The sequence below is a fragment of the Actinokineospora bangkokensis genome (genome assembly GCF_001940455.1).
GTDB classification, from domain to species: Bacteria; Actinomycetota; Actinomycetes; order Mycobacteriales; family Pseudonocardiaceae; genus Actinokineospora; species Actinokineospora bangkokensis.
The window spans coordinates 9,468-35,881 of the sequence record NZ_MKQR01000010.1 but is presented as its reverse complement, the minus strand read 5'-3'; the positions used below and the strand labels follow the sequence as shown (position 1 = coordinate 35,881).

2 protein-coding genes are annotated in these 26,414 nt (G+C 78.0%); both read left to right on the top strand.

Going from position 1 to position 26,414, the window contains the following annotated elements; genetic code table 11:
* The first annotated feature begins 309 nt into the window (after positions 1 to 309).
* Entirely contained in the window at positions 310 to 11,259 is a 10,950-nt protein-coding gene (locus tag BJP25_RS36155; RefSeq protein ID WP_456318644.1) for a type I polyketide synthase, read from the top strand.
* Complete coding sequence (locus BJP25_RS11405) at positions 11,256 to 26,381, top strand: type I polyketide synthase (RefSeq protein WP_075974850.1); 15,126 nt, start codon at positions 11,256 to 11,258, stop codon at positions 26,379 to 26,381. Before BJP25_RS36155 ends, BJP25_RS11405 begins: the two co-directional genes overlap by 4 nt.
* The last annotated feature ends 33 nt before the right edge of the window (positions 26,382 to 26,414 follow it).

Below are 26,414 nucleotides of genomic sequence, written 5' to 3'. Positions count from 1 at the left end.
GGGCTGCCGGCGCCCGCCATCGCCGGGGGCCGGGGGGGGGGCGGGGGCAGGGGGGGGGGCGGGGCCGGGGCCGACCTGGCCCGCCGCGGCCTGCGCCCGATGGAGCCCCGCCGCGCCGTCGAGGCGCTGGCCCGCACCGGCGAGCCGCTGCTGGTCGTCGCGGACGTCGACTGGGCCCGGTTCACCGACACCTTCACCGCCGCGCGGCCCAGCCCGCTGCTGGCCCGCCTCGCCCCCGCCGCCGAGCCGACCACCGCCGCGGGCGACGACGCCCTGCGCGCCAGCCTCACCGGGCTCGCCGAGGCCGAGGTGCGCAGGCGGCTCACCGACCTGGTGCGCACCCGCGCCGCCGCCGTCCTCGGCCACCCCGGGGTGGAGCAGGTCCCGGTCGGCACCGCCTTCCGCGACCTGGGCTTCGACTCGCTGACCGCGGTCGAGCTGCGCGACCGGCTCGCCACCGCCACCGGCCTGACCCTGCCCGCCACCCTGGTCTTCGACCACCCCAGCTGCGCCGACCTGGCCGAGCACCTGCGCACGGCGCTGCTCGGCGGCGCCGACGGGCCGCGGGTGCGCCGCGCGGAGTCCGCCGACGAGCCGATCGCCGTGGTGGCCATGGCCTGCCGGTTCCCCGGCGGGGTGGACTCCCCCGAGGGGCTGTGGGAGCTGCTGGCGCAGGGCCGCGACGCCGTGCGCGCCTTCCCCGACGACCGCGGCTGGGACACCTCCGCCCTGTTCGACCCCGACCCGGACAACCCCGGCACCAGCTACGCCACCGAGGGCGGGTTCCTCGACGGCGTGGCCGACTTCGACGCCGCCTTCTTCGGCATCTCCCCGCGCGAGGCGCTCAGCGCCGACCCGCAGCAGCGGCTCCTGCTGGAGATCGCCTGGGAGGCCGTGGAGCGCGCGGGCCTCGACGCGCACGCCCTGCGCGGCAGCGCCACCGGCGTGTTCGTCGGCACCAACAGCCAGGACTACGCGACGCTGCTGTCGCACTCCACCGAGCCGGTCGAGGGCTACCTGGCCACCGGCAACGCCGCCAGCGTGATCTCCGGGCGCATCGCCTACGCCCTGGGCCTGGAGGGGCCCGCCGTCACCGTCGACACCGCATGCTCGTCGTCGCTGGTGGCCCTGCACTGGGCCGCGCAGGCGCTGCGCTCCGGCGAGTGCGACCTGGCGCTGGCCGGTGGCGCGACCGTGATGTCGACCCCCGGCGCGTTCATCGAGTTCTCCCGCCAGCGCGGCCTGGCCGCCGACGGCCGGTGCAAGCCGTTCGCCGCCGCCGCCGACGGCACCGGGTGGGGTGAGGGCGCGGGCATCCTGCTCGTCGAGCGCCTGTCCGACGCCCGCCGCAACGGCCACCCGGTGCTGGCCGTGCTGCGGGGTTCCGCGGTGAACCAGGACGGCGCGTCCAACGGGCTCACCGCCCCCAACGGCCCGGCCCAGCAGCGGGTGATCCGCTCCGCGCTGGCCGTCGCCGGGCTCGCCCCGTCTGATGTGGACCTGCTGGAGGCGCACGGCACGGGCACCGCCCTGGGCGACCCGATCGAGGCCCAGGCCGTGCTCGCCACCTACGGCCAGGACCGCCGGACCCCGCTGCTGCTGGGGTCGGTGAAGTCGAACATCGGCCACACCCAGGCCGCCGCCGGTGTCGCGGGCGTGATCAAGGCCGTGGAGGCGCTGCGCCGCGCCGAGGTGCCCGCCTCGCTGCACGTCGACGCCCCGACCCCGCACGTGGACTGGTCCGCGGGCGCCGTCGAGCTGGCCACCGCGCACACGCCGTGGCCCGCCACCGACCGGCCCCGGCGCGCGGCGGTGTCGTCGTTCGGCATCAGCGGCACCAACGCCCACGTCGTCCTGGAGCAGGGCGAACCGCTCGCCGCCGCGGCCCCCGCCCGCGAGCTGCCGTTCCTGCTCTCGGCCCGCTCGGCGGCCGCGCTGCGCGCCCGCGCCGCCGACCTCGCCGCCCTGCTGCGCGCGGAGCCCGATCTCGACCGTGCCCGCGTCGCGCACGCCCTGGCCACCACGCGCGCGCACTTCGAGCACCGCGCCGCGCTGCCCCTCGACGCCGACCCGGGCACCTTCACCGGCCCGATCTCCGACGCCACGACCGCGGGCAGGCTGGCGTTCGCCTTCCCCGGCCAGGGCAGCCAGCGCCCCGGCACCGGGGCCGGGCTGCTCGACGCCGAGCCGGTCTACGCCGCCGCGTTCACCGAGGCGTGCGCGCACCTGGACCGCCACCTGGGCGCCGACCGCCCGCTGCGCGAGGTCGCGCTGTCCGGCGACGCCGCCCTGCTCGGGCGCACCGAGTGGACCCAACCGGTGCTCTTCGCCCAGCAGGTCGCCCTGGCCCGGCTCGCCGCGTCCTACGGCGTCGTGCCGGACCTGCTGCTCGGCCACTCCATCGGGGAGGTCGCCGCCGCGCACGTCGCCGGGGTCCTCGACTTGGCCGACGCCGCCGCCCTCGTCGCCGCCCGCGCCACGCTGGTCGGGTCCATCACCACCCCCGGTGCCATGGCCTCGGTCGACGCCACCGAGGACGAGGTCACCGCCGCCCTGGTCGACGGGGCGGAGATCGCCGCGGTCAACGGCCCGCACGCCACCGTCGTCACCGGCGACGTGCCCGCCGTCGCCGCGGTCGTCGAGCACTTCCGGGCCGCCGGGCGCAAGGTGCGCGAGCTGCGGGTCAGCCACGCCTTCCACAGCGCGCACCTCGACCCCGTGCTCGACCGCTTCCGCGAGGCCATCGCCGGGCTGGAGTTCCACGAGCCGCGCATCCCGGTGATCTCCAACGCCACCGGCGCCGTGGCCACCGACCTGACCTCCCCGGAGCACTGGGTGCGCCAGGTCCGCGAGGCCGTCCGCTTCCACGACGGCCTGACCTGCCTGCGCGACGCGGGCGCCACCGCGGTGCTCGAACTCGGGCCCGACGGCGGCCTGGCCTCGCTGGCCGCGCTGGAGCTGCCGGTGGCCGTCCCGCTGCTGCGGGCGGGCCGCCCCGAGCCCGCCGCGGTCACCACCGCGCTGGCCGCCCTGCACGTGGCCGGGTTCGCCGTCGACTGGGACGCGCTGGGCGCCGCCCCGCGCGACGTGGCCCTGCCGACCTACCCGTTCCAGCGCGAGCGGTTCTGGCCGCGCGCCTTCGCCGCCCGCGGCGACGCGGGCGCGGCCGGGCTCGCCGCCGCGGGCCACCCGCTGCTCGGCGCGTCCGTCCCGGTGGCGGGCACCGACCTGCGCGTGTTCACCGCCCGCCTGTCCACCCGCACCCACCCGTGGCTGGCCGAGCACCGCATCGGCGGGGCCGTGCTGCTGCCCGGCACCGCCCACCTCGACCTCGCCGCGCACGTCGGCGACGAGGTCGGCTGCCCGCACGTCGCCGAGGTCACCCTCGCCGCGCCGCTGGTGCTGCCCGCCGACGGCACCGCCGTGCAGGTGCAGGTCAGCGCGGGCGCGCCGGACGAGCGCGGCGCGCGGACCTTCGCCGTGCACTCCCGGCCCGCCGCCGACCCGGCCGCAGACTGGACCCCGCACGCCGACGGCCTGCTCACCCCGGACCTGCCCGCCGCGACCGCCGCCACCGAGCAGTGGCCGCCCGCGGGCGCCGAGCCGGTCGACCTCACCGGCCTCTACCCGGCGCTGGCCGAGGGCGGCTTCGAGTACGGGCCGGTCTTCCAGGGCCTGCGCGCCGCGTGGCGCTCGGCCGACGCCGTGCACGCCGAGGTGTCGCTGCCCGAGGGCACCGACGCCGCCGCGCACGGCCTGCACCCGGCGCTGCTCGACGCGGCCCTGCACGCCGCCGCCCTCGACGGCGGGCCCGGGGGCGTGCCGTTCGCGTTCTCCGGTGTCGCCCTGCACGCGACCGGCGCCGACGCGCTGCGGGTCACCCTGCGCCGCACCCCGGCCGGGGCCCTGTCGCTGCGCGCCGACGACCCGTCCGGCGCGCCGGTCGCCACCATCGACTCGCTCGCCCTGCGCTCGCCCGCCGCGGCCGCCGCGCCCACCGACGCGCTGCTGCTGCGGCTGGTCTGGAACCCCGTCCCGGTCCCGGCCGCCGACACCCCCGTGCGCTGGGCCGCCCTCGGCGCCCCGCCCGCGAGCACCCAGCCGCCGGTCGTGGTCGCCGACGGGCTCGACGACCTCGCCGCCGCCGGGGCCGAGGGCGTCCTGGACTGCGTCGTGGCCCCCGTCACCGGCCACACCGACCCGCACGCCGCCGCGCACGCCGCGCTCGACCTGGTGCAGCGCTGGCTGGCCGACGACCGCTTCGCTGACGCCCGACTGGTCGTGCTCACCGTCGGGGCCACCCTCGACGCCCCCGACGCCGCGCACCTGCCCGGCGCCGCCGTGCACGGCCTGGTCCGCTCCGCCCAGTCGGAGAACCCCGGCCGCCTGGTGCTGGTCGACCTCGACCGCGCCGACGCCGAGCTGACCGCCGACGCGCTGCGCCTGGCCGCGGTCGAGCCGCAGATCGCCCTGCGCGACGGCGTCCCGCACGCCGCCCGCCTCGCCCGCGCCGCCGACAGCCCCGCCCCCGGTGGCGCGTGGCGGCTCACCGCGGGCGCCGAGCGCACCGTGGACGCCGTGCGCGCCCTGCCCGGCACCGCCGACCGCCCGCTGGGCGAGCACGAGGTGCGCATCGCCGTGCGCGCCGCGGGCGTCAACTTCCGCGACGTCCTCATCGCCCTGGGCATGTACCCGGGCGACGCGCCGATGGGCAGCGAGGGCGCGGGCGTGGTGGTCGAGACCGGCCCCGGCGTCACCGCGCTGCGCCCCGGCCAGCGCGTGTTCGGCATCGTCCCGGAGGCGTTCGGCCCGACCGCCGTGGCCGACGGGCGGATGCTCGCCGAGGTCCCCGCGGACTGGTCGTTCGAGGACGCCGCCGCGGTCCCGCTGGTCTTCCTCACCGCCTACTACGCCCTGCGCGACCTGGCCGACCTGCGCCCCGGCCAGTCGATCCTCATCCACTCCGCGGCGGGCGGCGTCGGCATGGCCGCCGTGCAGCTGGCCCGGCACTGGGGCGCGAGGGTCTGCGGCACCGCCAGCCCCGCCAAGTGGGACGCGGTGCGCGAACTCGGCGTCGAGCAGTTGGCGTCCTCGCGCGACCTGTCCTTCGCGCAGCGGTTCGAGCCGGTCGACGTCGTGCTCAACTCCCTGGCCGGGGAGTTCATCGACGCCTCCCTGGGGCTGCTCAAGGACGGCGGCCGGTTCCTGGAGATGGGCAAGACCGACCTGCGCGACCCCGCGGGCGTGCGCTACACCTCCTTCGACCTCATCGAGGCCGGGCCCGAGCGCATCGGGGAGATGCTCGCGGAGCTGATCCGGCTCTTCGCCGCGGGCGTCCTGCGCCACCTGCCGCGCAGGCACTGGGACGTGCGCGAGGCGCCCGCCGCGTTCCGCTTCGTCAGCCAGGCCAAGCACATCGGCAAGGTCGTGCTCACCGTCCCGCGCAGGCGCGACCCCGAGGGCACGGTGCTGGTCACCGGTGCCACCGGCGCGCTCGGCGCCCGCGTGGTGCGCCACCTCGCCGTCCAGGGCGCCCGGCACCTGCTGCTGGCCAGCCGCGGCGGCCCCGCCGCCGAGCGGGCGCCGGAGCTGGCGGCGCTGGGCGCCCGCGTGGTGGCCTGCGACCTCGCCGACCGCGCGGACGTCGCCGCCCTGCTCGCCTCGGTCCCCGCCGAGCACCCGCTCACCGCCGTGGTGCACGTGGCCGGTGTGCTCGACGACGGCGTGGTCGGGGCGCTCACCCCGCAGCGGGTGGACCGGGTGTTCGCGCCCAAGGTCGCCGCGGTCGGCCACCTGCACGAGCTGACCCGGCACGCCGACCTGGCCGAGTTCACCGTGTTCTCCTCCGCCGCCGGGGTGTTCGGCGGCGCGGGCCAGGCCAACTACGCCGCCGCCAACGCCTACCTCGACGCCCTGGCCCGGCACCGCCGCGGCCTCGGGCTGCCCGCCACCGCGCTGGCCTGGGGCCTGTGGGACGAGGCCGAGTCGATGGCCGCCGACCTCGGCTCCGCCGACCGCGGCAGGCTCACCCGCGCAGGCGTCGGCGCGCTGTCCACACCGGACGCGCTGCGCCTGCTCGACGAGGCCGTCGCCGCCCCGGCCGCCGACGCGGTCCCGATGCGGCTGGACCTCGCCGCCCTGCGCGCGGCCCCCGAGGCCGCCCCGCTGCTGCTGCGCGACCTCGTCGGCCCCGCCCGCACCGCCCGCCGCCGCGCGGGCCGCGCCGGGCAGGCCGCCGCGGCGGGCCTGGCCGAGCGGCTGGCCGGGCGCCCGGCCGAGGAGGTCGACCGCGCGCTGCTCGACCTGGTCCGCGCGCACGTGGCGGGCGTGCTCGGGCACGGCGGCGCGGACGCGGTCGACCCGCGCAAGGCGTTCAAGGACATCGGGTTCGACTCGCTGACCGCGGTGGAGCTGCGCAACCGGCTCACCGCCGAGACCGGGCTGCGGCTGTCGGCCACCCTCGTGTTCGACCACCCCACCCCGCAGGCGCTCGCCGAGCACCTGCGCGGCGAACTGCTCGGCGCCGCCGAGCCGGGGGCCGCCGAGCCGGTCCGCGCCCGCACCGACGAGCCGCTGGCCATCGTGGGCCTGGCCTGCCGCTTCCCCGGCGGCGCCGACACCCCCGACGCGCTGTGGGCGATGCTCGCCGAGGGCCGCGACGGCATCGGCCCGTTCCCCGCCGACCGCGGCTGGGACATGGACGCGCTCTACGACCCGACCCTCCAGCGCCCCGGCACCACGCACGTCCGCGAGGGCGGGTTCATCCAGGGCGCGGGCGAGTTCGACGCCGGGTTCTTCGGCATCTCCCCGCGCGAGGCGCTGGCGATGGACCCGCAGCAGCGGTTGCTGCTCCAGGCGTCCTGGGAGGCGCTGGAGCACGCCGGGCTGGACCCGCAGGCGCTGCGCGGCACCGACGCCGGGGTGTTCATCGGCGCCGCGACCGCCAACTACGGCGCGGGCCTGCCCGCCCTGCCCGACGGCGTCGAGGGCCACCTGCTCACCGGCACCGCGACCAGCGTCGCCTCCGGCCGCGTCTCCTACACCCTGGGCCTGGAGGGGCCCGCGGTCACCGTCGACACCGCGTGCTCGTCGTCGCTGGTGGCCCTGCACCTCGCCGCCGCCGCGCTGCGCTCGGGGGAGTGCTCGCTGGCCCTGGCGGGCGGCGCGACCGTGATGGCGGTGCCCGGCGCGTTCACCGAGTTCTCCCGCCAGGGCGGGCTGGCCCCCGACGGCCGGTGCAAGCCCTTCGCCGACGCCGCCGACGGCACCGGCTGGTCCGAGGGTGTCGGCGTGCTCGTGGTCGAGCGGCTGTCCGACGCCCAGCGCCACGGCCACCCCGTGCTGGCGGTGCTGCGCGGTTCGGCGGTCAACCAGGACGGCGCCTCCAACGGCCTGACCGCCCCCAACGGGCCCTCGCAGCAGCGGGTCATCCGCGCCGCGCTGGCCACCGCCGGGCTCGCCCCGTCCGATGTGGACGTCGTGGAGGCGCACGGCACCGGCACCCCGCTGGGCGACCCGATCGAGGCCCAGGCCCTGCTGGCCACCTACGGCCAGGACCGCGACCGACCGCTCTACCTGGGCTCGGTCAAGTCCAACCTGGGCCACACCCAGGCAGCCGCGGGCGTCGCCGGGGTCATCAAGATGGTGCTGGCCCTGCGCCACCGCGTGCTGCCGCGCACCCTGCACGTCGACGAGCCGTCCTCGCGCATCGAGTGGGCGGACGGCGACGTGCGCCTTCTCACCGAGCCGGTCGACCTCGGCGGCGAGGACCGCGTGCTGCGCGCCGCGGTGTCCTCCTTCGGCATCAGCGGCACGAACGCCCACGTCGTGCTGGAGCAGGCGCCCGCGCCCGCCCCGACCGCCGCGCCCGCGGCCGAGGTCGTGCCGTGGGTGCTCTCGGCCCGCACCGGCCCGTCGCTGCGCGAGCAGGCCGCGCGCCTGCTCGCCGCGGTCTCCGACCGGGGCGACGTCCCGGTGGCGGACACCGCCTGGTCGCTGGCCACCACGCGCTCCGCCTTCGACGAGCGCGCCGCCCTGGTCGGTGACCGCGAGACCCTGCTCGCCGCGCTGCGCGCCCTGGCCACCGACGGGTCGCACCCCGCGCTGGTGGTGGGCACCGCCGCCGCACCGGGCCGGACCGCATTCGTCTTCCCCGGTCAGGGCTCGCAGTGGGTCGGCATGGCCCGCGATCTGGCCGCGGGCTCGACGGCCTTCGCCGCGCGGTTCGCCGAGTGCGGCGCTGCGCTGGCCCCGTTCGTGGACTGGTCGCTGGACGAGGTCGTCGACGACGCGGACCTGCTGGAGCGGGTCGACGTGGTGCAGCCGGCGCTGTGGGCGGTCATGGTGTCGCTGGCCGAGGTGTGGCGCTCGTGGGGCGTCGAGCCCGCCGCGGTGGTCGGCCACTCCCAGGGTGAGATCGCAGCTGCTGTGGTCGCTGGTGCGCTGTCGCTGGAGGACGGTGCGCGCGTTGTGGCCCTGCGGTCGCAGGTGTTGCGCCGGTTGGCCGGTCGGGGCGGCATGGTGTCGGTCGCCGCCGGCGTCGAGGCCGTGCGCGAACGGATCGACGCGTTCGGCGCCCGGCTGTCGGTGGCCGCGATCAACGGGCCCTCGGCCGTCGTGGTCTCGGGTGAGCACGACGCGCTGGACGAGCTGATCGCCACGTGCGAAGCGGACGGCGTGCGGGCCAAGAAGGTGCCGGTGGACTACGCGTCGCACTCGGCGCAGGTCGACGAGTTGCGCGATGAGTTGCTGGCGGTGTTGGAGCCGGTTCGGCCGCAGGTCGGTTCTGTGCCGGTGTACTCGACGCTGACCGGTGCTGTCGAGGATGGCTCGGTGATGGGTGCCGGGTACTGGTTCGACAACCTTCGTTCCACTGTGGAGTTCGCTGCTGCGGTGGAGCGTCTGGTGGCGGATGGTTTCGGGACGTTCGTGGAGTGCTCCCCGCACCCGGTGCTGACGATGGCGCTGCCTGAAGAGGTCATCGCTGTCGGGTCGCTGAAGCGGGATGACGGCGGCTTGGAGCGGATGCTGCTCTCGCTGGGCGAGGCCGTGGTGCGCGGGGTCACGCCGGACTGGGACGCGGTCGTGCCCGGTGGGCGCCGGGTCGACCTGCCCACCTACCCGTTCCAGCGCAAGCACTACTGGCTCACCGCCCCCGAGGGCCTGGGCCACCGCGCCGCCGACGACATCGAGACCCGGTTCTGGGACACCGTCGAGCGCGAGGACCTCGAAGACCTCGCGGACAGCCTCGACCTGGACCCCGACGGCCCGCTCAGCGTCGTCCTGCCCGCCCTCTCGGCCTGGCGGCGCAAGGGCCGCGCCCGCTCCACGCTCGACTCCTGGCGCTACCGGGTCGACTGGCGGCCGGTGCCCGACCCCGCGCCCGCCGTCCTCACCGGCGCCTGGGCCGTGGTCGTCCCCGAGGGCTTCGAGCGGCACCCGCTCGTCACCGGCGCGCAGGACGCCCTGGCCCGCCGCGGCGCCGACGTCCGCGCGGTCGTCGCCCCCGCGGGCGCCGACCGGGCCGGGCTCGCCGCCCTGCTCCCCGCCGACGCCGCGGGCGTGCTCTCGCTGCTGGCCCTGGCCGAGGACGCCTTCCCCGGCCACACCTCGGCCCGCCGGGGCGCGGTGCAGAACGTCCACCTGCTCCAGGCGATCGGGGACACCGGGCTGAGCGCACCGCTGTGGTGCGCCACCAACTCCGCCGTCGCCGCCCAGTCGCCGGTGACCTCACCGGTGCAGGCGATGGTCTGGGGCATGGGCCGGGTCGCCGCGCTCGAACACCCCGAGCGCTGGGGCGGCCTGGTCGACCTGCCCACCGAGCTGGACGACCGCGCGGGCGACCGGCTCGCCGCGGTCGTGTCCGGGGCCACCGGGGAGGACCAGGTCGCCGTCCGCGCCACCGGGCTGCTCGGCCGCCGCCTCGTGCAGGCGCCGCCGAGCCGCGAGCCCGAGCGGTGGGCCCCGCGCGGCACCGCGCTGGTCACCGGCGGCACCGGCGCGCTGGGCTCCGAGGTCGCCGCCTGGCTGGCCGAGCGGGGCGCGGCGCACCTGCTGCTGGTCTCCCGCCGCGGCGCCGAGGCCCCCGGGGCCGACGCGCTGCGCGAGCGGTTGACCGCCCTCGGGGCCCGGGTCACCTTCGCCGCCTGCGACGCGGGCGACCGCGACCAGCTCGCGGCCGTCCTCGCGGGCGTCCCGGCCGAGCTGCCGCTGGACACCGTCGTGCACACCGCCGCCGTCCTCGACGACGCCGTGCTCGACGCCCTCGACGCCGACCGGGTCGACCGGGCCTGCCGCCCCAAGGTCGACACCGCCCTGCACCTGCACGAGCTGACCCGCGACCTGCCGCTGACGGCGTTCGTGCTGTTCTCCTCGTTCGCGGGCACCTTCGGCACCCCCGGCCAGGGCAACTACGCCCCCGGCAACGCCTTCCTCGACGCCCTCGCCGCGCACCGGCGCGACCTGGGCCTGCCCGCGACCTCGCTGGCCTGGGGCCCGTGGGGCGGGGCGGGCATGGCCGACGGCCCGGTCGGGGAGCTGGCCCGCCGCCACGGCGTGCCGGAGATGGACCCGGCGCTGGCGCTCGCCGCCCTGCACCGGGCGGTGGACTCCGGCGAGGTGTGCACTGCGGTGGCCGACATCGACTGGACCCGGTTCGGCACCGCCTTCACCGCCACCCGGCCCAGCCCGTTCCTGGCCGAGGTGCCGCAGCTGCGGGCGCTGGCCCGGCCGCGGGAGACCGCCGAGGAGGACCTGCCCACCCGGCTGGCCGGGATGGGCCAGGCCGAGCGGGAGCGCGCCGTGCTCGACCTGGTGCGCTCGCACGCCGCCGCGGTGCTCGGCCACACCGGCGCCGACGAGGTGGCCGAGGGCCGGGCGTTCCGCGAGCTGGGCTTCGACTCGGTGACCGCGGTGGAGCTGCGCAACCGGCTGCGCGCGGCCACCGGGCTGGTGCTCCCGGCCGCGCTCGTGTTCGACCACCCCTCGCCCAGGGCGCTCGCCGAGCACCTGCTTGGCGAGCTGGTCGGCGCCCAGGCCGGGGCGTCCCCGCTGGAGGAGGTGGACCGGCTGGCCGCGGCGCTGGCCGACCCCGCCGCCGCCGACGCCACCACCCGCACCCGGGTCGCGCAGCGGTTGCAGGCGCTGCTGGGCCAGTGGCGCGACGCGGGCGACGACCAGACCGAGGAGGCCGACGACTTCGACTCGGCCAGCTCGGCGGACATGTTCGACTTCATCGACCGGGAGCTGGGGTTGTCGTGACGGGAGCGCAGAACACCGAGCAGGAGAAGCTCCTCAGCTACCTCAAGCGGGTCACCGCCGACCTGCGCCAGACCAAGCAGCGGCTGCGCGAGGCGGAGGAGGCCAGGCAGGAGCCCATCGCCGTGGTCGGCCTGGGCTGCCGCTTCCCCGGCGGGGTGCGCACCCCCGAGCAGCTGTGGGACGTGCTGGTCTCCGGCCGCGACGTGGTCACCGACATCCCCGCCGACCGCGGCTGGGACGTCGACGCCCTCTACGACCCCGACCCCGGCCGCCCCGGCGGCACCTACGTCCGCCGCGGCGCGTTCGTCGACGGCGCGGGCGAGTTCGACGCGGCGTTCTTCGGCATCTCCCCGCGCGAGGCGCTGGCGATGGACCCCCAGCAGCGGCTGCTGCTGGAGACCTCCTGGGAGGCGCTGGAGCGCGCGGGGCTCGACCCGGCGTCGCTGCGCGGCCAGGAGGTCGGCGTCTTCGCGGGCACCAACGGCCAGGACTACCCGTCGCTGCTGCTGGCCTCCGGCGAGGACGTCGGCGGCCACCTGGGCACCGGCAGCGCGGGCAGCGTCCTGTCCGGCCGGATCGCCTACGCGCTGGGCCTGGAGGGCCCCGCGGTCACCGTCGACACCGCGTGCTCGTCGTCGCTGGTGGCCATGCACCTGGCCGCGCACGCGCTGCGCTCGGGGGAGTGCTCGGTGGCGCTGGCGGGCGGGGTCACCGTGATGTCCACGCCGACGCTGTTCGTCGAGTTCTCCCGCCAGCGCGGCCTGGCCGCCGACGGGCACTGCAAGCCGTTCGCCGCCGCCGCCGACGGCACCGCCTGGGGTGAGGGCGCCGGTGTGCTGGCGCTGATGCGGCTGTCCGACGCCGAGCGCGGCGGGCACCCCGTGCTGGCCGTCCTGCGCGGCTCGGCGGTGAACTCCGACGGCGCCTCCAACGGCCTGACCGCCCCCAACGGCCCGTCGCAGCGGCGGGTCATCCGCCACGCCCTGCGCCACGCCGGGCTGACCCCCGCCGACGTCGACGTGGTCGAGGCGCACGGCACCGGCACCACCCTGGGCGACCCGATCGAGGCCGACGCGCTCATCGCCGCCTACGGCCAGGACCGGGCCGAGGCGCTGCTGCTGGGCTCGGTCAAGTCCAACCTCGGCCACACCCAGGCCGCGGCGGGCGCGGCCGGGGTGATGAAGGCCGTGCTGGCGATGCGCCACGGCGTCGTGCCCGCCACGCTGCACGTCGACGGGCCCACCCCGCACGTCGACTGGTCGGCGGGCGCGGTCCGGCTGGTCACCGAGAACACCCCGTGGCCCGCGGTCGACCGGCCGCGCCGCGCGGGCGTGTCCTCGTTCGGCATCAGCGGCACCAACGCCCACGTCGTGCTCGAACAGGCCCCGGCCGCCGAGCCCGCGGCGCCCACCCCGGTCGACGGGCCGGTGGCGCTGGTGGTGTCCGGGCGCGGCGAGTCGGCGGCCACCGCGCAGGCCGCGCGCATCGCTGACTTCCTGGAGTCCACCGACCTGTCCCCTGTGGACATCGCGCACTCGCTGGCCACCACCAGGTCCGCGCTGGAGCACCGGGTCGCCGCGGTGGGGGGCACCCGCGAGGAGCTGGCCGCCCGGCTGCGCTCGGCGGCCGCGGTGGCCGCCCGCTCTGGCCGCACCGCCTTCGTGTTCACCGGCCAGGGGTCGCAGCGCGCCGGGATGGGCCGCGAGCTGGCCGCGGCGTTCCCGGTGTTCGCCGAGGCGTGGGACGAGGTGCTGGGCCTGTTCCCTGCGGAGGTCCGCGCCGCGGTCCTGGACGGCTCCCGGATCGGGGAGACCCAGGTCGCCCAGCCCGCGATCTTCGCCTTCGAGGTGGCGCTGGTGCGGCTGTTCGCCTCCTGGGGGGTGACCCCGGACGTCGTCGCCGGGCACTCGGTGGGCGAGGTCGCCGCCGCGTGGGCCGCGGGCGTGTTCTCCCTGCCTGACGCTGCTCGACTGGTCGTGCGCCGCGCCTCGGACATGGGCTCGGTGCGCACCCGCGGGGCGATGGCCGCCATCGCCGTCGCCGAGAGCGAGGTGGAACTGGTCGACGGGGTGGAGGTGGCCGCGGTCAACGCGGCCGACTCGGTGGTGGTGTCCGGGGACGAGGACGCCGTGGTCGCGCTCGTCGAGCGCTACGCCGCCGCCGGGACCAAGGTCAAGCGCCTCGCGGTCAGCCACGCCTTCCACTCCGCGCACATGGACCCCGTCCTCGACGGGTTCCGCGCGTTCGTCGAGACCGTGGAGCGCGCCGAGCCCACCGTGGAGTTCGTCGGCGCCGCCGGGGACGGCAGCCCCCGCGAGGCCGACTACTGGGTCGCCAACGTCCGCGCCGCCGTCCGGTTCGCCGACGCCGCCGCCCGCCTCGACGCCGCGCACGTGCTGGAGATCGGCCCCGACGCCGCCCTGAGCCCGCTGGTGGCGGGCTGCGTCCCCGCCCAGCGCCGGACCGCGCAGGACGGCGTGGACGAGCGGCGGGCCGTGCTGGAGGCCGTGGCGGCCCTGCACGCGGGCGGTCGCGCGGTCGACTGGGCCGCCGTGCGCCCCGGCCACCGCGTCGACCTGCCCACCTACCCGTTCCAGGCCACCCGGTTCTGGCCCCGGCCCAGCCGCGGCTGGGCAGGCGACCTCACCGCCGTGGGCCTGAGCGCCGCGGGCCACCCGCTGCTCGGCGCGGTCGTCGCCGACCCCAGCGGGGTCGTGCTCACCGGCAGGCTCGCGCAGTCCACCCACCCCTGGTTGGCCGACCACGCCGTGCTGGGCACGGCGATCCTGCCCGCCACCGCCTTCCTGGAGCTGGCCGTCCGCGCTGGCGACCAGGTCGGCTGCCCCACCGTGGCCGACCTGGCCGTGCAGACCCCGCTGGTGCTGCCCCAGGACGGCGCGGTCGTGCTGCGCGTCGCCGTCTCCGGTCCCGCCGCCGACGGGTCGCGCGAGGTCGAGGTCCACTCCCGCGCCGAGGGCTCGGCCGAGTCCGACGCCTGGACCCGGCACGCCTCCGGCACGCTCGCCCCCGGCGCGCCGGTCCCCGGCACCGCTGCGGGCGAGCCGCTGCCGTGGCCGCCCGAGGGCGCCGACCGGCTCGACACCGGCTCCGCGTACGACCTGTTCGCCCAGCGCGGTTTCGCCTACGGGCCCACCTTCCGCGGCCTGACCGCGGCGTGGAAGCGCGGCGAGGAGCTGTTCGCCGAGGTCGAGCTTCCCACAGACGGCACAGACACCACGGGTGCCGCGGACACCAGCGGTTTCGCCATCCACCCGGCGCTGCTCGACGCCGCCCTGCACGTGGTGCTCCTGGGCACCGGTGAGGCAGGCACCGAGAGCACCGAGGGCAAGGCGCCGCACCTGCCGTTCGCCTGGGGCGGGGTCACGGTGCACGCCACCGGTGCCACCGCCGCGCGCGTTCGCATCGCCCCCGCGGGCCAGGACACCGTGTCGGTCACCGTCACCGACGTGGCGGACGCGCCGCTGGTCACCGCCGAGTCGCTGGTCTTCCGACCGGTCGGCGCCGCCCCCACCGCGCCGCGCCCGGTGTTCGAGGTCCGCTGGGACCGCGTCGACCTGGCGCCCGCCGACCGAGCCGCGCGCCGGGTGCCCGTCGCGGAGGCCCGGACCGCGCTGGACTCCACCGACGTGCTCGCCGTCCCGGGCGAGGACGTCGGCGCGATCCTGCTCCTGCTGCAAGACCTCGTGATGACCGACGCGCACCTGGTGGTCGAGACGCGCGGCACGGGCACCCCCGTGGGCGCGGACGACCTCGCGGGCGCGGCCGTGCAGGGCCTCGTGCGCGTGGCCCAGGCCGAGCACCCCGGTCGGGTCACCCTGGTCGACGCCCCGGCGGGCGCGCTGGGCCCCGCCGACCTCGCCGCCGCGGCCGCCGCCGAGGAGCCCCAGCTCGCCTGGCACGACGGCGCCTGGCACGCGCCCCGCCTCGTCCGCTCGACCGCCCCGGCGGGCGAGCCCGCGTGGGGGCCCGAGGACACGGTCCTGGTCACCGGCGGCACCGGCGCCCTCGGTGGGCTCATCGCCCGCCACCTCGCGGGCCGCGTCCGCGCGCTCGTCCTGGCCAGCCGCCGCGGCCCCGCCGCCCCCGGCGCCGATGCCCTGGCCGCCCTCGGTGCGACCGTCGTCGCCTGCGACACCGCCGACCGCGACCAGCTCGCGGCCCTGCTCGCCGAGCACCGGCCCACGTCGGTGATCCACACCGCGGGCGTGCTCGACGACGCCACCCTGGAGTCGCTGACCCCCGAGCGGGTCGCCGCCGTGCTGCGGCCCAAGGCCGACGCCGCCGTGCTGCTCGACGAGCTCGCGGGCGAGCTGCGCTCGTTCGTCCTGTTCTCCTCCGCCGCGGGCGTGTTCGGCAACGCCGGGCAGGGCGCCTACGCCGCGGCCAACAGCGTGCTCGACGCGCTCGCCGCCCGCCGCCGGGCCGCGGGCAGGCCCGCGGTGTCGCTGGCCTGGGGCCTGTGGGCGCAGGACGGCGGCATGACCGGTGAGCTGGCCGAGGTCGACCGGGCCAGGATGGCTCGCTCGGGCATGACCGCGCTGACCGCCGCCGAGGGCCTGGCACTGCTCGACGGCTCCGCGGGCGGCCCCGCGCTCCAGGTGCCGATCAAGCTCGACCTCGCGGGCCTGCGCGGCGCGGCCGTCCCGCCGCTGCTGCGCGCGCTGGCCCCCGCCGCCGTGCGCCGCTCCGCCGCGGAGAACCCCGGGTCGGCCTTCGCGGACCGGCTCGCCGCCATGCCCGCCGACGAGCGCGAGCGCGTCCTGCTCGACCTGGTCCGCTCGGCCGCCGCGAGCGTGCTCGCGCACAGCGGCCCCGCCGCGGTCACCCCGGACAGCGCCTTCGCGGACTTGGGCTTCGACTCGCTGACCGCGGTCGAGCTGCGCAACCGGCTCACCGCCGCCACCGGCGTGCGGCTGCCCGCGACCCTGGTCTTCGACCACCCCACGCCGCTGGAACTGGCGGCGCACCTGGCGGGCAAGGCGGGCGGGGAGCGCCCCGCCGCGCCGGTCCTCGCCCGCGTCGAGGACGACCCGGTGGTCATCGTCGGCATGGCCTGCCGCTACCCCGGTGGCGTGTCGACCCCCGAGCAGCTGTGGGACCTGGTGTTCGAGGGCCGCGACGCCGTCGGCCCGTTCCCCACCGACCGCGGCTGGGACACCGCCGCGCTGTACAACCCGGACCCGGACAACCCCGGGACCTCCTACACCGCGCAGGGCGGGTTCCTGCACGACGCCGCCGACTTCGACCCGGCGCCGTTCGGCATCTCCCCGCGCGAGGCGCTGGCGATGGACCCCCAGCAGCGGCTGCTGCTGGAGACCTCCTGGGAGGCGCTGGAGCGCGCGGGCATCGACCCGCGGTCGGTGCGCGGCACCGAGGGCAGCGTGTTCGCCGGGGTGATGTACCACGACTACGCGGGCAGGCTCGTCGCGCTGCCCGAGGGCGTCGAGGGCTACCTGGGCACCGGCAACTCCGGCAGCGTCGCCTCCGGCCGCGTCTCCTACACCTTCGGCCTGCGCGGCCCGGCCGTCACCGTCGACACCGCGTGCTCGTCGTCGCTGGTGGCCCTGCACCTGGCCGCGCAGACCCTGCGCACGGGGGAGTGCTCGCTGGCCCTGGCGGGCGGCGTCGCGGTGATGGCCACCCCGTCGACCTTCGTCGACTTCTCCCGCCAGCGGGGCCTGGCCGCCGACGGGCGCTGCAAGTCCTTCGCCGACGCCGCCGACGGCACCGGCTGGGCCGAGGGCGCGGGCATGGTCGTCCTGGAGCGGCTGTCCGACGCCCGCCGCAACGGCCACCCCGTGCTGGCCGTGCTGCGCGGCTCGGCGGTCAACCAGGACGGCGCCTCCAACGGGCTCACCGCCCCCAATGGCCCCGCCCAGGAGCGCGTCATCCGCGCCGCGCTGGCCGGGGCCGGGCTGCGCCCGTCCGAGGTGGACATGGTGGAGGCGCACGGCACCGGCACCACCCTGGGTGACCCGATCGAGGCCCAAGCGGTGCTGGCCACCTACGGCCAGGACCGGACCACGCCGCTGGCGCTGGGCTCGATCAAGTCCAACCTGGGCCACACCCAGGCCGCCGCGGGCGTCGCCGCGATCATCAAGGTCGTCGAGGCCATGCGCCGCGGCACCATGCCCAGGACCCTGCACGTCGACCGCCCCACCTCGCACGTCGACTGGACCGCGGGCAGCGTCGAGCTGCTCACCGAGGCCCGGGACTGGCCCGCCGACCGGCCGCGCCGGGCGGGCATCTCCTCCTTCGGCGTCAGCGGCACCAACGCCCACGTCATCCTCGAACAGGGCGACCCCCTGCCGGAGGTGGCGCCCTCCGACGACCCCGTCCCGTTCGTCGTCTCCGCCCGCACCCCCGAGGCCCGCCGCGCCCAGGCCGCCCGGCTGGCCGAGGCACTGCCCTCGCTGCCCGCCCCGGCCGCCGCGTACTCGCTGGCCACCTCGCGGGCGCTGTTCGACCAGCGCGCGGTGGCCGTGGGCGCGGACGCCGTGCGCGCCCTGGCCGCCGGGGTCCCGCACCCGCTGCTGGTCGAGGGGACCGCCGGGCCCGCGGGCCGGGTCGTGTTCGTGTTCCCGGGTCAGGGTTCGCAGTGGGTGGGGATGGCGCGTGAGTTGGCTGCGTCGTCTGAGGTGTTCGCGGCTCGGTTGGTTGAGTGTGACGCGGCTTTGAGTGAGTTCAAGGACTGGTCGTTGGACGAGGCCTTGGGTGATGCGGCTCTGTTGGAGCGGGTCGATGTTGTGCAGCCGGTTCTGTGGGCTGTGATGGTGTCGCTCGCGGAGGTGTGGCGGTCGTGGGGTGTGGAGCCTGCCGCCGTTGTGGGTCACTCGCAGGGTGAGATCGCGGCTGCTGTGGTGGCGGGTGGACTGTCGCTTGAGGACGGTGCGCGGGTCGTGGCGCTGCGGTCCCAGGTGCTGCGGCGCCTGGCGGGCAAGGGCGGCATGGTGTCGGTCGCCGCCGACCGGGCCGCCGTCGAGGCCCGGATCGCCGCGTTCGGCACGCGGCTGTCCATCGCCGCGGTCAACGGCGCCACCGCCACCGTGGTGTCCGGCGAGCCGGACGCGCTCGACGAGCTGATGACCGGGTGCGAGGCCGAGGGCGTGCGCGCCCGCCGCATCCCCGTCGACTACGCCTCGCACTCCGCCCAGGTCGACTCCCTGCGCGAGGAGCTGCTGGCGGCGCTGGCCCCCGTCCGCCCCCGCGCGGGCACCGTCCCGCTGCGCTCGACCCTCACCGGCGAGGTCGAGGACGGCACCGGCCTCGACGCGGAGTACTGGTTCGCCAACCTGCGCTCCACCGTCCAGTTCGCCACCGCCGTCGACGCCCTCGCCGCCGAGGGCCACACCCTGTTCATCGAGTGCTCGCCGCACCCGGTGCTCACCGGCGCGCTGCCCGACACCGTCCGCGCCACCGGCTCCCTCAAGCGCGACGACGGCGGCCTGACCAGGCTGCACCTGTCCCTCGGCGAGGCGGTCGTGCACGGCGCCACCCCGGACTGGGCGCGGGTGTTCCCCGCCGCCGCCCGGGTCGACCTGCCGACCTACGCCTTCCAGCACCAGCGCTTCTGGCTCACCTCCGGCCCGATCACCGGCGACGTGACCGCCGCGGGCCTGCGCCGCGCCGACCACCCCGTCCTGGCCGCCACGACCACCGTCGCCGACGGCGGGGCGCTGCTCACCGGCCGCTTCGCCCTCGCGGCGCAGCCGTGGCTGGCCGACCACGTGGTCACCGGGTCCGTCGTGGTCCCCGGCGCCGCGCTGCTCGACCTGGCCCTGACCGCCGCCGAGCACACCGGCGCCGCGGGCGTCGCGGAGCTGACCCTGCACGCGCCGCTGGTGGTCCCGGCGGACGGCGCGGTCGACGTGCAGGTGCGCGTGTCCGATGGCGGGATCACCGTCCACTCCCGCCCCGCCGACGCCGCCGCCGACGCCGCCTGGACCCGCAACGCCTCCGGCACCGCGGGCGCGGGCGCCCCCGCCGCCGGGCTCGCGGAGTGGCCGCCCGCCGGGGCCGACGACCTCCCCGTCAACTACGCCGCCTTCGCCGCCGCCGGGCTGGACTACGGGCCCGCCTTCCAAGGCCTCGACCGGCTCTGGCGGCGCGGGGACGAGGTCTTCGCCGAGGTCAGCCTCCCCGAGGGCGTCAACCCCGACGGCTTCGCCCTGCACCCCGCCCTCCTCGACGCCGCCCTGCAAGCGATCGGGGCGAGCGGGCTGGCGGGCGCCTCCGACACCCCGCTGCTGCCGTTCTCCTTCACCGGCGCGGCGGTCTGCGCGACCGGCGCCGCGGCTCTGCGCGTGCGGATCACCCGGTCCGGCGCGGGCTTCGCGCTGCACCTGGCCGACACCGCGGGCGACCCGGTGGCCGCGATCGACGGCCTGGCCCTGCGCCCTCTCGCCGTCACCGCCGCACCGGCCGCGGACGCGCACTTCGTCCTCACCTGGACCCCGGTGCAGCCCGGCAACCCCGTGGACGTCGACGTCCTCGACGCCATCGGGCTCACCGCCGCGCAGGTGCTCCCCGCGTTGCAGGAGCGCCTGGCCGTCGACACCACCACCCCGCTGGTCATCCGGACGCACCTCGCCGCCGGACCCGACGCGACCGACACCGCGGGCGCGGGCGTCTGGGGCCTGGTGCGCACCGCGCAGGCCGAGCACCCCGGCCGGTTCGTCCTCGTCGACACCGACGACCCCGCGGGGGTCGCGGTGTGGGCGGCGGAACCGCAGGTCGTCGTGCGCGGCGGTGTCGGGACCGCGCCCCGCTTGGCCCGCCCCACCGCCGCCGAGCCCACCGTCCCGTTCGGACCGCACAGCCGCGTGCTCATCACCGGCGGCACCGGCACCCTCGGCGGGCTCCTCGCCCGCCACCTCGCCGGTGCCCACGGCGTGCGCGAGTTCCTGCTGCTGAGCCGCCGCGGCCCGGACGCCCCCGGCGCGGCCGAGCTGCTGGCCGACCTGGGCCCCGGGGCCCGCGCGGTCGCCGTCGACGCCACTGACCGCGACGCGCTGCGCGACCTGCTCACCGAGCACCCCGTCACCGCGGTCGTGCACGCCGCCGGTGTCCTCGATGACGGCGTGCTCACCGCGCTGACCCCCGACCGGCTCGCCGCCCTGCGCGCCCCGAAGGCCGAGGCCGCCGAGGCGCTCGACGCGCTCGTCGGCGACGTCGAGGCGTTCGTGGTGTTCTCCTCCGCCGCGGGGGTGTTCGGCGGGGCGGGCCAGGGCGGGTACGCCGCCGCCAACGCCGAGGTCGACGCCCTCGTGGCGCGCAGGCGGGCCGCGGGCAAGCCCGCCGTCTCCCTGGCCTGGGGCCTGTGGGCCGAGGCCAGCGGCATGACCGGCCACCTCGACGACACCGCCAAGCGCCGCATCGGCCGGTCGTCGGCCGCCCTGGCCACCGACGAGGCGCTGGCCCTGTTCGACCGGGTGGTCGGCAGGCCCGAGCCGGTCCACGTCCTCATGCGCCTGGACCTCACCCCGCGCGCCGCGGGCGTCCCGGCCCTGCTGCGCGCACTGGTCCGCACCCCGGCGCGGCGCGCGGCGAGCCCGCTGACCGCCGGGGCCGACCCGCGCGCCGCGCTCACCGACCTCGTCCGCGCCCAGGCCGCCGCCGTCCTCGGCCACGCGGGCGCCGCCGCGATCGCCCCCGACGAGTCCTTCGCCGACCTCGGGTTCGACTCGCTCACCGCGGTGGAGCTGCGCAACCGGCTCGCGGAGGCCACCGGGCAGCGGCTGCCCGCCACCCTGGTCTTCGACCACCCCACCCCCGCCGCCCTCGCCGCGCACCTCGCGGGCGCCCAGCCCACCGCCCCCGCCGCCGCGCGCCGGGACCGGGCCGACGACCCCATCGCGATCGTCGCGATGAGCTGCCGCTTCCCCGGCGGCGTCGACACCCCCGAGCGGCTGTGGGAGCTGGTGCGCGAGGGCCGCGACGCCATCGGGCCCTGGCCCGCCGACCGCGGCTGGCCGACCCGGGCCCTGCTCGACGCGGGCGCCACCGCCACGGCGATGGGCGGCTTCCTCGACACCGCCGCCGACTTCGACGCGGGCTTCTTCGGGGTGTCCCCGCGCGAGGCCGTCGCCATGGACCCGCAGCAGCGGCTGCTGCTGGAGACCTCGTGGGAGGCGCTGGAGCGCGCGGGCATCGACCCGCACACCGCCCGGGGCAGCCGCACCGGTGTCTTCGCGGGTGTCATGTACTCCGACTACGCCGCCACGGCCGGGGCCGCCGCCGACGGGTTCATGGCGGGCAGCTCCGGGGCGGTCGTGTCCGGGCGAGTCGCCTACGCCCTCGGGCTGGAGGGGCCGACGCTGACCGTCGACACCGCGTGCTCGTCCTCCCTGGTCGCCATCCACCTCGCGGCGGGGGCGCTGCGGGCGGGGGAGTGCGACCTCGCGCTCGCGGGCGGCGTCACCGTCCTGGCCAACCCCGGCGTGTTCCTGGAGTTCACCCGGCAGGGCGGCGCGGCGGTCGACGGCCGGTGCAAGGCCTTCGCGGGTGCCGCGGACGGCTCCGGCTTCGGTGAGGGCGCGGGCCTGGTCCTGCTCGAACGCCTCTCCGACGCGCGCGCCAACGGCCACCCGGTGCTGGCGGTGCTGCGCGGCTCGGCCATCAACTCCGACGGCGCCTCCAACGGCCTCACCGCCCCCAACGGCCCGGCGCAGCAGCGCGTCATCGTCGCCGCGCTGGCCGACGCGGGCCTCACGCCGTCCGACGTGGACGCCGTCGAGGCGCACGGCACCGGCACCGAGCTGGGCGACCCGATCGAGGCCCAAGCGCTGCTCGCCGCCTACGGCCAGGACCGGGCCCAGCCGCTGCTGCTGGGCTCCATCAAGTCCAACATCGGCCACACCCAGGCCGCCGCGGGCGTCGCGGGCGTGATCAAGATGGTGCACGCGCTGCGCGCGGGCGAGCTGCCCAAGACCCTGCACGTCGACGCGCCGAGCCCGCACGTGGACTGGACCGCGGGCGCGGTCGACCTGGTCACCGAGCACCGGCCGTGGCCCGAGGTGGCCAGGGCCCGCCGGGGGGGCGTGTCGTCGTTCGGCATCAGCGGCACCAACGCCCACGTCGTGCTCGAACAGGCCGACGAGCCCGTCCCCGCCGCCGCGCCCGCCCCGGCCGCGGTGCCCGGTCCGCTCGCCTGGCCGCTGTCGGCCCGCAGCGCCGCCGCCCTGCGCGCCGCCGCCGCGGCTGTCCGCGACCTGACCGCCGACCCCGGCGACATCGCCCGCTCGCTGGCCACGACCCGCTCCACCTTCGAGCACCGCGCGGTCGCCCTCGGCCGCACCGCCGGGGAGCTGCGGGCCGCGGCCAACGCGATCGCCACCGGCCCCGACACCCCGCCCGTCGTCCGCGACGGCGGCCTGGCCTGGGTGTTCTCCGGCCAGGGCAGCCAGCGCCCCGGCATGGGCGCGGGCCTGCGCGCGGCGTTCCCGGCCTTCGCCGAGGAGTTCGACCGGGTCGCCGCCGTCCTCGACCCGCTGCTCGACGAGCCGCTGGCCGCCGTGCTCGACACCGACCTGGTGCACAGCACCGCGCACACCCAGCCCGCGCTGTTCGCCCTGGAGGTCGCCCTCGCCGGGCTCCTGCACCGCTGGGGCCTGCGCCCGGACGTGCTGCTCGGCCACTCCGTCGGGGAGATCGCGGCCGCGCACGTGGCGGGCGTGTTCGACCTCGACGACGCGTGCGCGCTCGTGGCCGCCCGCGCCCGGCTCATGCGGTCGCTGCCCGCCACCGGCGCCATGCTCTCCCTGGTCGCCACGCGCGAGCAGGCCGAGGGGCTGGCCGCCGCGGCGGGCGCGGAGTTGGACGTGGCCGCGGTCAACGGGCCGCGCGCCGTGGTGCTCTCCGGCGACGCCGACGCCGTCGACCGGGTCGCCGCCGCGGCCGCGGCCGCCGGGGTCAAGGCCAAGCGGCTCACCGTCAGCCACGCCTTCCACTCCGCGCACCTGGACCCGGTGCTGGCCGAGTTCCGCGCCGTCGTCGCCGGGCTCACCGCCCACGCCCCGGCCGTCGCGCTGGTCTCCGGCGTCACCGGCGCGCCGCTGACCGCCGAGCAGGCCGCCGACCCCGACCACTGGGTCCGCCAGGCCCGCCGCGAGGTCCGCTTCCTCGACGCCGCCCGCGCCGCCCACGGCCTCGGCGCGGCGACCTTCTTGGAGCTGGGCCCCGACTCGGTGCTCACCGCCATGCTGCACGACTGCCTGGAGGGCGAGGACGTGCGCGCGGCGGCGGTGCTGCGCGCGGGCCGCGACGAGCCCGACACCGCCGTCGCCGCGGTGGCCGCCGCCGCCGAGCGCGGCGCGGCCGTCGACTGGGCCGAGGTGCTGCGCGACCGCGGCGGCAGCGTCGTCGCGCTGCCCACCTACCCGTTCCAGCGCGAGCGGTACTGGCCGACCCCGGCCGCACCCGGTGCCGCGGGCCTCGACCGCGCCGGTCACCCGCTGCTCGGCGGGCTGGTCGAGCTGGCGGACGGGTCGGTCCTGGTCACCGCCGAGCTGTCGACCGAGACCCACCCCTGGCTGGCCGACCACGCCGTGTTCGGCACCGCCCTGCTCCCCGGGGCCGCCCTGCTCGACCTGCTGCTGCACATCGGGTCCCGGGTGGGGACCCCGGCCGTGCGCGAGCTGACCCTCCAGGCCCCGCTCGTGCTGCCCGCCGCGGGCGCGGTCCGGGCCCAGGTCCGGCTCGCCCCGGAGGTCGACGGGGTCCGGGAGGCCGAGGTGCACTCCCGCACCGCCGACGGCTGGACCCGCCACGCGCAGGCCCAGCTCGGCGCCCCGGCCCCGGCGGCCGCCCCGGCCGAGGGGGTCTGGCCGCCCTCGGGCGCGCGGCCGGTGGACCTCGACGGCTTCTACCCCGGGCTGGCCGCCGCCGGGTTCGGCTACGGGCCCGCCTTCCGCGGCCTGCGCGCCGCCTGGTTCGACGGCGACGACGTCCTGGCCGAGGTGGAGCTGCCTGACGGCGACGCCGCCGCGTTCGCCCTGCACCCGGCCCTGCTCGACGCCGCGCTGCACACCGTCGCGCTCACCGCGGCCGAGGCGGGGGCGCGGCTGCCCTTCGCCTTCACCGGCGCCACCCTGCACCGCCGGGGCGCGCAGCGGCTGCGCGTGCGGGTGCGCCCCGGCGACACCGCCAGGGTCACCGCGCACACCCCGGACGGCGACCCGGTGCTGGACCTCGACGGGCTCGTGCTGCGCCCGGTGTCGGCCGACCAGGTCCGCCCCGCCGACGGCGACGCGCTGCTGCACGTGGAGTGGAAGCCGGTCACGGCCACCGAGGTCCCCGAGGACGTGCGGTGGGCCTTCGTCGCCGCCGAGCACTCCACAGTGGACCTGGAGCTGGCGGCGACCGGCCCGGTGTCCTCGCACTCGTCGCTGCGCGACCTCGCCGACGCCGTGGCCGCCGGGGCGCCCGTGCCGACCGCCGTGTTCGTCCCCCGCCCCGCCGACGGCCACGGCGCCCGCGCCGAGGTCGGCGCGCTGCTGGAGCTGGCCCGCGCCTGGCTGGCCGAGGACGCGCTCGCCGGGTCGCTGCTCGTCGTGGTCACCTCGGGCGCGGTCGCCACCCGCCCCGGCGAGCCGGTCGACCCCGACCTGGCCGCGGGCGCGGGCCTGCTGCGCTCGGCGCAGGCGGAGAACCCCGGCCGGTTCCTGCTGCTCGACGTCGACGACGAGGAAGCGCTGCGGCGGGTGCTGCCCGCCGCGGTGGCCGCGGGGGAACCCGAGGTCGCCGTGCGCGGCGGCGCCCTGCTGGCCCCGCGCCTGGTGCGCGGCCCCGTGCCCGCCGGGCCTTCGGGGTCGTTCACCGCCGAGGGCCGCGTCCTGGTCACCGGCGCCACCGGCGCCCTGGGCAGGCTCGTCAGCAAGCACCTGGTCACCGCGCACGGCGTGCGGTCGCTGCTGCTGGTCAGCCGCTCCGGCCCGGAGGCCGAAGGCGCCGCGGACCTCGTGGCCGAGCTGGAGGGGCTGGGCGCCCAGGTGCACTTGGCCGCCTGCGACGTCACCGACCCGGGCGCCGTGGCCGCGCTGCTGGCCGACCGGCCCGTCACCGCCGTGGTGCACACCGCGGGCGTCCTGCGCGACGGCGTGCTGGGCTCGCTCACCGATGCCCACCTCGACGACGTGCTGGGCCCCAAGGTCGACGGCGCCCGCGTGCTGCACGAGGCGACCACCGACCTCACCGCGTTCGTCCTGTTCTCCTCCGCCGCCTCGGTCCTCGGCGCGGCGGGCCAGGCCAACTACGCCGCCGCCAACGCCTACCTCGACGCCCTGGCCCAGCAGCGCGCCGCCGCGGGGCAGCCCGCGCTGTCGCTGGCCTGGGGCGCGTGGTCGGTGGGCGCGGGCATGGCCGCCGGGCTGGCCGACGTCGACGCCCAGCGCATGTCCCGGGCGGGCGTGGTCGCGCTGACCGCCGAGGACGGGCTGGCCCTGTTCGACGCGGCGCTGCGCGGCGACCGGCCGCTGGCGGTCCCGCTGCGGCTGGACCCCGCCGCGCTGGGCGCGCTGCCGTGGGTGCCCGCCACGCTGCGCGACCTGGTCCCCGCCGCCCCGCGCGCCGCCGGGCCCGACCCGGCCGAGCGGGTCCGCGCCGACCTGGCCGGGCTGCGCGGCGACGAGCTCGACCGGGCCGTGCGCGCGGTGGTCCGCGGCGAGGTCGCGGGCGTCCTCGGCCACGCCGACGCGGCGGGGGTCGACACCGGCCGCGGCTTCCTGGACCTGGGCTTCGACTCGCTGACCGCGGTGGAGCTGCGCAACCGGCTCACCGCGGCCACCGGCGTCGCCCTGCCCAGCACGCTCATCTTCGACCACCCCTCGCCGGACGCGCTGGCCCGGCACCTTGCCGAGGCGGTGGCCGCCGCCGACGCCCCCGCCGACCAGGGCGCGCGGCTGCTGGCCGGGCTCGACCGGCTGGCCGAGGAGCTGGCGGGCGTCGACCTCGACGCGGTCACCCGGCTGGGCCTGCGAACCCGGCTGCGCTCGCTGCTGGAGCGCCACGGCGGCGCCGACACCGGAACCGGCGTCGCGCTCGACGACGCCTCCGACGACGACCTGTTCGACTTCATCGACAACGAGTTCGGGGGGTCGTCATGACCAGTCCCATGACCACCGAGCAGAAGCTGCGCG